Here is a 12,833-nt window from a genome sequence, read left to right as displayed (position 1 = left end):
ATGATGAAGCATCCCTGCTTCATGTATTAACCGCCGGGTAAATAACGCCATGAGGATTAACGCGAGACATTTCCGGACTCAAGCTTGAGGCGATACTCATTGGCCATCATCTTCCAGCGCGGCAGGTTTTTCAGCACCCCCAGGCGCTCCAGATAAGATTCAGACAGTTTGCAGGACAGGTCAGCGCCGGGGCCATTGGACAGCGCAGGCAAGAGCGCGTCGGCCAGGTGAAGCGCGCTCAGGGGCTCAAAGCGGGTGCTGGGGGATGCAGTGGGAAAATGATGCAGCAACACGGCCTCGACCACGCTGAAGGGCAGGTTCCACAACCCCAGCAAATAAGCCGCGGCCTCGGCGTGGGTCAGGCCCAGGCGCATTTTCTCCATGGCATACATGGGCTGACCCATGCGCACAGCTTCATCCATCAGTGTCTGATAGGCTTCAGGGCTCTTGTTCGCCAGTACCGAAATGCCAAAATCATGCAGCAGGCCAGCCAGAAAGGCCTGCCCCTGCTGGTTGCGGTCCAGGCCGGCATCGGCACCAATTTGCTGTGCCAGACGCGCCACCAGCATGGAGCGCTGATGCAGCTTGGAGAACGAAAATGCCGTCCAGCTATCGCGCTGGCGATAGCGGCTGAACAGGTGCGTCGCCAGCATCAGGTCGCGAATCATGCGCACGCCTATAATGGTCACCGCCTCATCAATACGACTGATCTGGCGCCTCAGGCCAAAGAGCGCCGAGTTGACCAGTTGCATGATCTTGGCGGCTATCGCCGGATCCTGCTCGATAATGCCCGCAATACTCTTGGCGTCGGACACATCGGAGCTAAGAGCTTCATTCAGCTCACGGTAGACGGTCGGCAGAGTGGGCAGACGCCCAAGGCCACTGATGTAGTCCCGAATGGACGACTTGTTAACCAGGCCTTCAATTTTCAGCGCATACTCAATCGCCGCGGTAATCTCGGCGCCGGTGCTGTTGTCGGGAAGTGTCTGGTGGGCTACTTCCAGGGCTCTGGCGGAACTCGCCGGGGTCAGGTGGCCGCTAATCAGAATACGTACTATGCCAGGGCGTGCCTCAGCAATTTTTTTCAGCAACCCCAGTGCCTTGTAGGGCTGATGGTAGGCCACCACGACCAGCACCTGGGAGTCGTAGTATCTCAGCCGCGACTCTACCTCACCCTCATCATCCAGACACATAACATCCCAACCCGGGTGCCTGCCGACTTCGTGGGCTGCTCCGCGATGACTGAGCTTGGCGTCGCAGAACAGAATTCTGCAAACTTGACCGCTGCCTGTTGCCGCGCTCATTCAATATCCCCGGATGTATAGTGACTCACCCTTTTTAGTCCTAAAAACGCGCTTTGTCGACAGCGCATCGGTTCATATGCAACGTTAAAAAGCGTAGAATCCGACAACTTCGTTTCAGTCCACCAGGTTCCATTAGCCGACTTATGACCCAGAATCCGCGCAAGATCCTCGTTACCAGTGCCCTGCCCTACGCCAACGGCCCCATTCACCTGGGCCACCTGGTGGAATACATCCAGACCGATATCTGGGTGCGTTTCCAGAAGCAGCGCGGTCATCAATGCACCTATGTCTGTGCCGACGATGCCCACGGCACGCCTATCATGCTCAAGGCGGATCAGCTGGGCATCAGCCCTGAAGAACTGATCGCCAAGGTCAGCACCGAGCATCAGCGTGATTTCGCGGGTTTCATGGTGGATTTTGACAACTACTATTCCACCCATTCGGACGAGAACCGTGACTTCGCCGCACTCATCTACAAGCGCCTGAATGACGGCGGCCATATCGCCCGTCGCACCATTACCCAGGCTTACGACCCTGAAAAGCAGATGTTCCTGCCGGATCGTTTCGTCAAGGGTGAGTGTCCCAAATGCGGTGCTGCCGATCAGTATGGCGACTCCTGCGAAGCCTGTGGCGCGACCTACAGCCCGGTCGAACTGAAGAACGCCTACTCCGCCGTCTCCGGTGCCAAGCCCATCGAGAAGGATTCTGAGCATTTTTTCTTCAAGCTCGGCGATTTCGAACAGTTTCTGCGCACCTGGGTTAATACGGACGATCATGTACAGGAGCACATGATCCACAAACTCAACGAATGGTTTGAGTCGGGCCTGCAGCAGTGGGATATCTCCCGCGATGCACCCTACTGGGGCTTCGAGATTCCCGATGCACCGGGCAAGTACTTTTACGTCTGGCTGGATGCGCCCATTGGCTACATGGCTAGCTTCAAAAACTGGTGCGACAGCAACGACGTCGAATTTGACGACTACTGGGGTGAGTCCTCCGAGGCCGAGCTGTATCACTTTATCGGCAAGGATATCGCTTATTTCCATACGCTGTTCTGGCCGGCAATGCTCAAGGGTGCAGATTTCCGCACGCCGACAAAGGTATTCTGCCATGGTTTTCTGACCGTCAACGGCCAGAAGATGTCCAAGTCCCGCGGCACCTTTATTATGGCCGAGAGCTACCTCAAGCACCTGCGCCCTGAATACCTGCGCTACTACTTTGCCGCCAAGCTGGGTTCCGGCATCGACGATATCGATCTGAGCCTGGATGATTTTCGCATGCGCGTAAACGCCGACCTGGTCAACAAGGTGGTGAATATAGCATCGCGTTGCGCAGGCTTTATCGCCAAGAAATTTGACGGCCAGCTCGGTGCCAGCCTGGTTCAGCCTGAACTCTACAACGACGCCGTCAAGATGGGCGAGACCATCGCCCTGGCCTACGAGCAGCGTGAATATGCCCGCGCCATGCGCGAGATCATGCATATAGCCGACAAGGCCAACCAGTATATTGATGCCGCCGAACCCTGGGTGCTGGCCAAGCAGCCGGAACGAGCGCAGGACGTACAGGACAGCTGCACACTGGGCATTAACCTGTTCCGCGTGATTCTCAGTTATCTGGCTCCAATACTGCCCCAGGTAGCCGATGAGGCCGCACAGTTCCTCAACATTGAGGGATTCGCCTGGGATGACATCCAGACTCCGCTGCTGAACCATCGCATCAACAAGTTCAAGCCGCTGATGCAGCGCGTTGAACCCGAGGCTATCGACAAGATGGTGGAAGACTCGAAACAGTCCATGCCGGCACCCGCTCCGACAGCACCGGCCGTAAAAAGCCCGCTGGCGGCAGAGCCTGTTGCCGACACCATCGAGTTTCCGGACTTTGCCAAGGTTGACCTGCGCATTGTCAAGATCGCCAAAGCCGAGCATGTGGAGGGCGCCGACAAGCTGCTGCGTCTGACCCTGGATCTGGGCGGTGAAACCCGCAATGTCTTCGCCGGAATCAAGTCTGCCTATACGCCCGAACAGCTCGAAGGCAAACTGACCGTCATGGTGGCCAACCTGGCGCCGCGCAAGATGAAGTTCGGCGTCTCCGAGGGCATGGTACTGGCCGCAGGCCCAGGCGGGCAGGATCTGTGGATCCTGGAGCCCCACGAGGGTGCTCAGCCAGGCATGCGGATTAAGTAAATCGTGCCCACAGGCCCCGCAGTTTTAATCATTGCGGGGCCTGTCTTCCATCACCTTCTGTTTGCTCCACCCTCCACCCTCCGGCCTTGGCCACCATCTCAATTCCTATCCTGCAGCACCACGACTATCCCATTTGATAATGGCTTTTAGCCAATTGATCCCGCGCAGTCACGCAAAATTCGCGATGCGTTCTGCAAATCATTGCAAAGTGCAACCTGGCTGCCGCACCAAACACAACTCAACTACAGACCAGATAAAGCCTTTTACTTAATAGCCTGATCCAGCATGGACTTCACGTACATTGTCGTAACCACGCCGCCGCCAGCCTGCCAGGACCGGGATCTGACTGATCCACAAGCCTCGCAGCTCATGCCCGTAAACTCGATATTCATAACTGGCCTGATCTATGCAAGTGCAATAAATTGGTGCGCGTTTGGACTCATTCTGGTGTAAATGCCCGGAAACGATATGAGCGCGCTGAGGCAGGAGTCTGAATTGACACTCCCCGCGCTCAAAATCAGCGCGGTTATATCCGTAAGCTGTATCTCGCTTTAACTCGATGCAGCTGCACTCCCAGCCCTGATCAGCTGGCTAAATACTGGGAAACATTAGAGTTTTATCAAACAGATAACGGGCTACTGGTACGCCACTGGCACCCGCGTTTTTATTGACGAGGTGATCAACAAACAATTGTGCCGACGCGCTTAATTCTTTACTGTAAGTGCATATACAGGTCAAATCACATGGTCTATCGTTAGAACGATTCAGTCTATAAAGCAAGCGACAGCGGGAGGCTCGCAGCGCACATTCAGGGTGGTACAGGCAGATTGTGGCACGCCTGTTGCAACACTTCGAAAGACACAGCGCTATCAACTGATAGCGTCCAGAAATCCACAGAACACAATAAGAATTACATGCCTGATCTCAGGAGGATCATTCCATGATGAAGAAAGCTCTCGCAACAGCCATAGTCATGTCTACCGCTATCTCAGGACTGGCTGCAGCGGAAGGTACGCTCGAAGCCGTAAAGGCGCGCGGCGTATTGCAGTGTGGTGTTACCAGCGGAGTACCCGGCTTTTCCGTACCGGATGAGCAGGGCAACTGGAAAGGCCTGGATGTTGATGTGTGCCGCAGTATCGCAGCCGCGACTCTGGGCGATGCCAGCAAAGTTAAATACATCCCTCTGACTGCCAAGGAGCGTTTCACAGCGCTGCAATCCGGCGAAATCGATGTTCTCTCCCGCGTAACCACCTGGACCCAGACCCGCGATACCCAACTGGGCCTGAACTTCACCGGCGTGACCTACTACGACGGCCAGGGCTTCCTGGTCAAGAAAGAACTGGGGCTGACCAGCGTCAAGGAACTGGATGGCGCCACCGTCTGTGTTCAGTCCGGTACTACTACCGAACTCAACCTGTCTGACTACTTCCGCGCCAACGGCCTGACCTTCACACCGGTGGTATTCGATACCAACGAACAGGCGGCTACCAGTTTTGATACCGGCCGTTGCGACTCCTTTACCACAGACCTTTCCCAGGCCTACGGTCTGCGTACCCGCATGAGTGATCCGGATGCTGTTGTGGCACTGCCGGATGTCATTTCCAAGGAGCCCCTGGGCCCCGTGGTTCGCCAGGGTGATGATCAGTGGTTCAACGTCGTCAAGTGGTCGCTCTACGCCATGCTGAACGCCGAAGAACTGGGTGTAAACTCAACCAACGTCGACGAAATGAAGTCCAGCGAAAACCCCAATATCAAACGCCTGCTGGGTGTTGATGGTCCCAAGGGCAAGGGCCTGGATATCGCCGATGACTGGTCTTACCAGATCATCAAACAGGTGGGTAACTACGCTGAATCCTTTGATCGCAACGTCGGCAAGGACTCTCCGCTGAAAATCGACCGCGGCATCAACGCACTCTGGAACCAGGGAGGCTTCCAGTACGCACCACCGATGCGTTAATCAAGCCACAGACACGCCGGGCCTTCGGGCCCCGTACTGACGGTCACCGGCGCCTGTAGCGCCGGCGATTAACAAACATCGGTCCCTGAACCCGTCGGTATTGGGTCACAACATAATACCGGCCGGGCTCCCACGGAGGACAATATGTCCGAAGACACACCCAAGGCCGACAAGCCGGGCCACAAACGCGTACCTGCCAGCGGGACCAGTCTCTGGAATGACCCCGCCAAGCGGGCGCTGATCTTCCAGGCCCTTCTGCTCGGCATTATTGGATTTTTGCTCTATTCCGTTGTCAGCAACACCCTCAACAATCTTGAAACCCGCGGCATCACCACCGGTTTTGGCTTCCTGAGCGAAGAAGCCGGCTTCAGCATTCCCCTCTCCCTGATCGAATACACCGCAGCCGACAGCTACGGCCGCACCTTTTTTGTCGGCCTGTTCAATACAGTGCTGGTGTCAGTCATGGGCATCATCGCAGCCACACTGCTGGGATTCGTACTCGGGGTCGCGCGGCTATCCGACAACTGGATGATCGCCAAGCTCTCGTCCATTTATATCGAGATTTTTCGCAACATACCGCTGCTGCTGCAGATGTTCTTCTGGTACTTCGCAGTACTGCGCGCACTGCCCTCGCCACGACAGAGCATAGAGTTTTTTGGCAGTTTTCTGAATGTGCGGGGCCTGTCCGTGCCTCGCCCCGTCGGCGAAGATGGCATCGCAATGGTGCTGTGGGCCTTTGTGGCAGCCATTGCTCTGAGCTTTGTGCTGGTACGCTGGGCTCATCGTCGCCAGGACGCGACCGGGCAGATTTTCCCCAGTGGCTGGGCCAGCACCGGGCTTATTATCGGCTTGCCATTGCTGGCGTTCCTGATCATGGGCGCACCTGTGTCTTTTGACGCGCCGGAACTCAAGGGCTTTAACTTTGTCGGCGGCATGACACTGATGCCTGAACTGGTTGCGCTCTGGCTCGCACTGACCATCTACACCTCGGCCTTTATCGCCGAAACAGTTCGCGGCGGCATTCTGGCCATACCCAAGGGGCAGCTCGAAGCAGCCTCGGCACTGGGCTTGCCCAAGACTCGCACCCTGCGTCTGATCGTGATCCCCCAGGCCATGCGCGTCATCATTCCACCGCTGACCAGCCAGTATCTGAACCTGACCAAGAACTCGTCACTGGCGACCGCCATCGGCTACCCCGATCTGGTATCCGTTTTTGCCGGCACCACGCTGAACCAGACTGGCCAGGCTATCGAGGTTATATCCATGACCATGGCTGTCTACCTGACGCTGAGCCTGCTCACCTCGCTGTTCATGAACTGGTACAACAAGCGCATGGCGCTGGTTGAACGCTAGCCAATTGCCGGAGAGCACCCCGTTATGAAATATGCTATCGAAGCTGCCCTGCCGCCACCGCCCAATATGGTCGGAGCCATTGGCTGGATGCGGCGCAATCTGTTCAACGGCCCGATTAACTCAGTGGCCACCCTGGTCATCGGATTTCTGGCCATCTACTGGCTGTCGCCAGTGCTGCAGTGGATGTTCATTGATGCCGACTGGATCGGTGAAAGCCGTGAAGCCTGCACCAGCGGCGGCGCCTGCTGGGTATTCATTTCCACCCGCATGGATCAGTTTCTGTATGGATTCTATCCATCGGGTGAATACTGGCGGTTAAATCTCGCCTTTGGGATGATGGCGATCCTGATCGCCTGGCTGATGATTCCCAACCTGCCCTTCAAGGGCTGGGCGTCCTTCATCACCCTGGTAATCTATCCGATCATTGCCTTTTACCTGCTGACCGGCGGTGCCTTTGGCATGCCCTCGGTGGACACCCATCTGTGGGGCGGCTTCAGCCTGAACCTGGTACTGGCCGTTGTCGGCATAGTTGCCGCCATGCCGTTTGGCATACTGCTGGCGCTGGGCCGACGCTCCGAAATGCCAATTGTGCGTTCGCTGTCGGTGGTCTATATCGAGATCTGGCGCGGTGTGCCGCTGATAACAGTGCTGTTCATGGCATCGGTCATGCTGCCGCTGTTCTTCCCCGAAGACATCAACTTCGACAAGCTGCTGCGGGCCATGATCGGCATCATCCTGTTCCAGTCGGCCTATATGGCCGAAGTGGTGCGTGGCGGGCTCCAGGCCATCCCCAAAGGTCAGTATGAAGCCGCCGATGCACTGGGGCTGAGCTACTGGAAAAAGATGATCCTGATCATTCTGCCCCAGGCACTGAAACTGATGATCCCGGGCATCGTTAACACCTTTATCGCCCTGTTCAAGGACACCAGTCTGGTGGTGATTATCGGCCTGTTCGACCTGCTGGCCATTGTGCAGGCGGCGAGCAACGACCCGGACTGGATAGGCTACGCCACCGAAGGCTATATCTTTATCGCCCTGATGTTCTGGATTTTCTGCTTTGGCATGTCCCGTTACAGCCAGCACCTCGAAAATCTGCTGCATACCGGTCACGGCGGCCGCAACTAATGCGTTTGGAGACTAATACCCATGACTGAGCCACAGATCAAGCAGGCAAACCTGGCCGTCGAGCTGCGTAACCTGAATAAATGGTACGGCGATTTCCATGTACTGAAAAACATCAACCTTGAGGTGCAAAAGGGCGAGCGCATCGTTATTTGTGGCCCGTCCGGCTCCGGCAAGTCCACCATGATTCGCTGCATTAACCGGCTCGAGGAACACCAGCAGGGTGACATCATCGTCAATGGCATACAGCTGACCGAGGATCTGAAAAAAATCGAGAATATCCGCCGCAATGTCGGCATGGTGTTTCAGCACTTCAATCTGTTCCCGCACCTGACGGTGCTGGAAAACTGCGCCCTGGCCCCCATCTGGGTCAACAAGGAGTCGCGCAAGGAAGCCGAAGCGAACGCCATGAAATACCTGGAGCGCGTGCGCATCCCGGAACAGGCGAAGAAATTTCCCGGGCAGCTTTCAGGTGGGCAACAGCAGCGCGTGGCCATTGCCCGCAGCCTGTGCATGAATCCCGATGTAATGCTGTTCGATGAACCCACTTCGGCGCTGGACCCGGAGATGATCAAGGAAGTGCTCGACGTCATGATTGAGCTGGCGCAGGAAGGCATGACCATGCTGTGCGTAACGCACGAAATGGGCTTTGCCAAAACCGTGGCCAACCGCGTTATCTTCATGGATGCCGGGCAGATTATCGAGGAGAACAATCCCCATGAGTTCTTCGACAATCCGCAGCATGAACGCACCCAGTTGTTCCTGAGTCAGATCCTGCAGCATTGAGTCCAAAATTTAACTCATGGGTGCGTTGAGTCGACAATCTCCAACAGGACGAACGCTCCCAGCTGTTCCTGAGTGAGCAAGATACACAACACTAAGCCTCAGCTACATTACCCGCCCGTTAAATGCCTGAATCAGAGCGCATTTAACGGGCACCCAGCGAGCCGCCCCCTACACCACGCCTTGCTCCACCCCAGTACACAGGCCTGCCCCACACCCTTTTTCGTCAAACTCGCACCCTGCCCTTGCTCCCTCAGCCTTTACCCCCGGCATCACAGATGTTAGAAAGCCTGTTTGCCTACCTATGGAGTTTCGACTATGGATCTGGATTCTTTTCTCGCCGCTATCGGACAGGACGACAGCCTGGATTTCAAACACAGCATGGAGGTCATCCAGGCTCACTATGATTACCAGCCCAGTGGCTTCACCAATGGCAAGGTACGCAATGAAGCTGGCCAGAATGAAGGCAGCTGCAAAATCTTCGCCTTCGCCAAACTGAACGGGCTGAGCGAAGCCCAGGCACTGGCCTGCTTTGGCGGCTTTTACCGTGATGTGCTGAATGCGCCCCAGGGCACCGACCACGGCAACATTCGTGCCTTTATGGCGACCGGCTGGGACGGCGTGGTATTCGATACAGACGCCTTGACGCCCAAGGGCTGACTTGCCGACCGGGTCAACTAACAGGACTCAGAACAGTGCCAACTGATCGGGTTGGCCACCGTCACTATGTTCGCTCAAACGATAACCGACTCCCATCAGCCGCACCGGCCGAGCGCCACGCTCGAAGGCTTCGCGCACCAGGCGCTCGTACAGCTGGATATCCGGCGCCATCGCGGCCTGAACCCGGGTCGCCTGTTCCGCCGTTGTCTGAGTGAAATCGTGGAACTTCAGTTTCACCACCGCCCCCGCGATATCCGCCGGACGCGACAGCCTGCCATAGCGCCCCGCCAGCGACTCCAGCAGTGACGGCAGTTGCTCAAGGCAAGCATCGAGATCAGGCAAATCCCGTGTATAAGTATGTTCGACGCTCACCGACTTGCGCTCCCGGCTAATGCGTACCGGGCGATCATCCTGCCCCCAGGCCAGCTCCCACAGACGCTGACCGAAGCGCCCGAAGCGACTGATCAGCACCTCAGCCCCCTGATCCCGCAGATCCGCACAGTTGTGCACCCCCATGTGCTCCAGTTTCTCGGCCGTTTTAGCCCCGACACCATGCAGCTTTTTCACCGCCAGCACCTGTACAAAGGCTTCCACCTGCTCCGGACGCAGCACAAAAAGACCATCCGGCTTGTTCCAGTCACTGGCGATCTTGGCCAGAAACTTGTTGGGCGCAACACCGGCCGACACTCGGATGCCCACCTCCTCGAACACTCGCAGGCGTATTTCCTCCGCTATGCGCGTGGCACTGCCCTGACAGCGCTGTGTGCCAGTCACATCCAGATAGGCCTCATCAAGTGACAGCGGCTCAATCAGCTCGGTGTAATCGGCATAGATGGCCATGATGCGGGCCGACACCTCACGGTATTTATCCATGCTGCCAGACACCACCACAAGGCCCGGACAGAGCGCCAGGGCTCTGGCCGTAGACATGGCCGAGTGCACGCCGAAAGCACGCGCCTCGTAGTTACAGGTAGCCACCACACCGCGCTGGTCGGCACGGCCACCCACGGCCAGCGGAATATCCCGCAAGGCCGGGTTATCACGCATTTCAACCGCGGCGTAAAAACAGTCGCAATCGCAATGAATTATTTTTCGATCCACGTTGAACTATCTGCTCCTGGCGCTGTGCGAATAGTTCGCGGCTAAGACCTGGCGCCATTGCCCTGGTGGATATTCGCGAAGGAATGTTCCAGGGAAGCACCTTGAGACAAAGCCCAAGGCAATATCGCGGCCAACTGCTAATCTTAACCCCAATGCCCATAAAGCATCCCGGTCATGGAGCCGTAGAATAATGGATGAAGATAAAGAAAGCTGGAATGATAGTGAAAGGCGCTCAGGTTCGGATCAACGCAAGAACCAGGACCGACGTGATGAGGTAAGGTTCGAGCCCGGCAAACCCGACCGGCGCAAAAACCGCGGCCGACGCGAGCCGGATCAGGATCCCTGGAGTAAAGGCAGCGTATAAACCCACTCCACACAAAGTCACTGCCAAGCACTGCCATCCAACCAAGAGGCGACCCGCAACCGGAATTGCACCAGCGCCCATTACAGTCGTGGCTCCCGGCGGCCACGACTGTCATCTTGTTGTCACCCCAGATTCAAGCCCCAGTCACATCAGAGCCATAGAGTGTGAGTCCTCCGACAAAGGACACCTCTGATGCAGCTGAATGTCGAACAGGTCGTTACCCAGAAATTCCCCGCCTTTATCGCCAGGCCCGCACCGGTTAAACGCTCAACCCTGTTTTGCCTGCGTCATCTGGTGCGGGAGCGGGAAATCAATCATTTCCTGACCGAGCACAGCGCCAGCACTGGCTTTGAGTTTATTGATCGCGTACTGGACTACTTCAATTTCAGCTACGCCCTGAGCCATCAGCACCGCATGAACATTCCTGCCACCGGTCGCGTGCTGATCGTCGCCAATCATCCGCTGGGAGCCCTGGATGGCCTTGCCCTGCTGAAACTGGTCGGGGAGATAAGACGGGATGTACGTATCGTCGCCAATGACGTGCTCTCCAGCATTGATCCGCTACAACCCCTGCTCCTGCCCGTGGACAACCTCGGCAAGGCCACCCGCAAAAAGGATATCGCCCGCATTACCCAGGCTCTGCAGGATGATCAGGCAGTTATTGTGTTCCCCGCCGGCGAAGTATCCCGCGCAGGCCTCACCGGCATCCGTGACGGCAAGTGGAACAGCGGCTTTCTGCACTTTGCCCGCAAGGCCAACGCCCCCATTCTGCCGGTTTTTGTGGGCGGCAAGAATTCTTCGCTGTTTTACAGCATCTCCGCGCTGAACCGTTCGTTTTCAACCCTGCTGCTGGCACGGGAGATGTTCAACAAGCGCTCGGTCACCATTGAGGTACGGGTAGGCGAGCCCATCGCTTTTAGCCAGATCGATGCGCTGCCACTGTCGACCCGCGAGAAAGCCCGCATTCTGAAAAAGCACCTGTACCGCATAGCCCGCAACAAGTCGCCACTGTTCATTACCGAGAAGACCATCGATCACCCCCAGGACCGCGGCAGCCTTAAAAAGGAACTCAAGGCCTGCGAACTGCTGGGCGAAACCGGCGATGGCAAGAAAATCTATCTGTTCGACTACCGCCCTGACTCCGCCGTCATGCGCGAAGTCGGGCGTCTGCGCGAGATTGCCTTTCGCAGTGTTGGCGAGGGTACCGGGGAAAAACGCGACCTGGATCGCTATGACCGCCACTACCGCCATCTGATCCTGTGGGACGAGGAGGATCTGGAAATTGCCGGCGCCTACCGGCTGGCCGAAACCGCGGGCCTTGCGATGGGTAGCGCTGACGACAGCACCCTCTACAGCGCCAGCCTGTTTCGCTACACCGACGCCATGGCACCGGTGTTTGCCCGCGGTATCGAGCTTGGCCGCAGCTTTGTGCAGCCACGCTACTGGGGGCGACGCAGCCTGGACTACCTCTGGTACGGCATAGGTGCCTACCTGCGCCGCCATCCCGAGATCCGCTACCTGTTCGGCCCGGTCAGCCTGAGCAACAGCTACCCCAAGGCTGCCAGAGACCTGGTGGTCTGGTTCTACAGCCACTATTTCCCGGATCATGACAATCTGGGTCACTCCCTGAGTCCTTTCACCATAGACGTCGCCAGCCGTGAACACCTGAGCCAATTATTCAGTGGCAGCGACTATAGCAGCGACTTTCGCATTCTGAAGGAGCAGCTTGAATGCATCGGCGTATCCGTCCCCACGCTATATAAACAGTACAGCGACGTCTGTGAAGAAGGCGGTGTACGTTTTCTCGATTTTGGCGTCGATGCCGCCTTCAATTACTGTGTCGACGGCCTGGTACTGGTAGACCTGGAGTACCTCAAGCCACGCAAGCGCGAACGTTATCTGGCAGCCCCACCCCTGCTTCAATCCGGAACCGCCTGAACCAATCAGGCTCTTGTACGTCAACTTTTTCTGGCCCCAGCACTCCAACGCTGTATTCTCCTATACTG

The 12,833-nt window shown here is 56.9% G+C and carries 10 protein-coding genes; 8 read left to right on the top strand and 2 right to left on the bottom strand.

Annotated elements, in window-relative coordinates:
* Positions 1 to 56 precede the first annotated feature (56 nt).
* Positions 57 to 1,304: an HDOD domain-containing protein gene (locus MPRO_RS17605; RefSeq protein WP_082708948.1), complete on the bottom strand. Its 1,248-nt coding sequence runs from the start codon at positions 1,302 to 1,304 to the stop codon at positions 57 to 59.
* A gap of 143 nt (positions 1,305 to 1,447) precedes the next feature.
* Between MPRO_RS17605 and metG the strand changes: the two genes are divergently transcribed.
* From metG to MPRO_RS17575, 6 genes are all read left to right on the top strand, one after another.
* Positions 1,448 to 3,487 carry a methionine--tRNA ligase gene (gene metG, locus MPRO_RS17600; protein ID WP_067295901.1) on the top strand — a complete coding sequence of 680 codons (2,040 nt, stop codon included), beginning with the start codon at positions 1,448 to 1,450 and terminating at the stop codon, positions 3,485 to 3,487.
* A 943-nt stretch (positions 3,488 to 4,430) separates the two neighbouring features.
* Entirely contained in the window at positions 4,431 to 5,444 is a 1,014-nt protein-coding gene (locus tag MPRO_RS17595) for an amino acid ABC transporter substrate-binding protein (RefSeq protein WP_216821325.1), read from the top strand.
* Positions 5,445 to 5,588: 144 nt separating this feature from the next.
* The gene (locus tag MPRO_RS17590) at positions 5,589 to 6,797 is read left to right on the top strand and encodes an amino acid ABC transporter permease (protein ID WP_067295894.1); all 1,209 of its coding nucleotides are present in this window, start codon (positions 5,589 to 5,591) and stop codon (positions 6,795 to 6,797) included.
* A gap of 24 nt (positions 6,798 to 6,821) precedes the next feature.
* Complete coding sequence (locus tag MPRO_RS17585; RefSeq protein ID WP_067295891.1) at positions 6,822 to 7,922, top strand: amino acid ABC transporter permease; 1,101 nt, start codon at positions 6,822 to 6,824, stop codon at positions 7,920 to 7,922.
* 21 nt (positions 7,923 to 7,943) lie between these two features.
* A complete protein-coding gene (locus MPRO_RS17580) occupies positions 7,944 to 8,705 on the top strand; it encodes an amino acid ABC transporter ATP-binding protein (RefSeq protein ID WP_067295888.1) in 762 nt (253 codons plus the stop codon).
* A 315-nt stretch (positions 8,706 to 9,020) separates the two neighbouring features.
* The gene (locus tag MPRO_RS17575) at positions 9,021 to 9,362 is read left to right on the top strand and encodes a HopJ type III effector protein (RefSeq protein WP_067295884.1); all 342 of its coding nucleotides are present in this window, start codon (positions 9,021 to 9,023) and stop codon (positions 9,360 to 9,362) included.
* A gap of 27 nt (positions 9,363 to 9,389) precedes the next feature.
* Here MPRO_RS17575 and dinB read toward each other — a convergent pair whose 3' ends face one another.
* Positions 9,390 to 10,463: a DNA polymerase IV gene (dinB, locus tag MPRO_RS17570; protein WP_082708947.1), complete on the bottom strand. Its 1,074-nt coding sequence runs from the start codon at positions 10,461 to 10,463 to the stop codon at positions 9,390 to 9,392.
* 190 nt (positions 10,464 to 10,653) lie between these two features.
* On the opposite strand from dinB, the gene MPRO_RS26090 reads away from it, so the two are divergent.
* Positions 10,654 to 10,827, top strand: coding sequence for a hypothetical protein (locus MPRO_RS26090; RefSeq protein WP_173645520.1), 174 nt, complete (start codon positions 10,654 to 10,656; stop codon positions 10,825 to 10,827).
* Positions 10,828 to 11,019: 192 nt separating this feature from the next.
* Entirely contained in the window at positions 11,020 to 12,765 is a 1,746-nt protein-coding gene (olsF, locus tag MPRO_RS17565) for a bifunctional ornithine lipid synthase OlsF (protein WP_067295881.1), read from the top strand.
* The last annotated feature ends 68 nt before the right edge of the window (positions 12,766 to 12,833 follow it).

Origin of the sequence: Marinobacterium profundum, assembly GCF_001528745.1 — a bacterium.
Taxonomy (GTDB): Bacteria; Pseudomonadota; Gammaproteobacteria; order Pseudomonadales; family Balneatricaceae; genus Marinobacterium_A; species Marinobacterium_A profundum.
This window is presented reverse-complemented; position numbering and strand designations above follow the sequence as displayed.

Coding starts and splice junctions, on each gene's coding strand:
- MPRO_RS17605 (WP_082708948.1), bottom strand. CDS start 1,304: ATGAGCGCGGCAACAGGCAGCGGTCAAGTTTGCAGAATTCTGTTCTGC.
- metG (WP_067295901.1), top strand. CDS start 1,448: ATGACCCAGAATCCGCGCAAGATCCTCGTTACCAGTGCCCTGCCCTAC.
- MPRO_RS17595 (WP_216821325.1), top strand. CDS start 4,431: ATGAAGAAAGCTCTCGCAACAGCCATAGTCATGTCTACCGCTATCTCA.
- MPRO_RS17590 (WP_067295894.1), top strand. CDS start 5,589: ATGTCCGAAGACACACCCAAGGCCGACAAGCCGGGCCACAAACGCGTA.
- MPRO_RS17585 (WP_067295891.1), top strand. CDS start 6,822: ATGAAATATGCTATCGAAGCTGCCCTGCCGCCACCGCCCAATATGGTC.
- MPRO_RS17580 (WP_067295888.1), top strand. CDS start 7,944: ATGACTGAGCCACAGATCAAGCAGGCAAACCTGGCCGTCGAGCTGCGT.
- MPRO_RS17575 (WP_067295884.1), top strand. CDS start 9,021: ATGGATCTGGATTCTTTTCTCGCCGCTATCGGACAGGACGACAGCCTG.
- MPRO_RS26090 (WP_173645520.1), top strand. CDS start 10,654: ATGGATGAAGATAAAGAAAGCTGGAATGATAGTGAAAGGCGCTCAGGT.
- olsF (WP_067295881.1), top strand. CDS start 11,020: ATGCAGCTGAATGTCGAACAGGTCGTTACCCAGAAATTCCCCGCCTTT.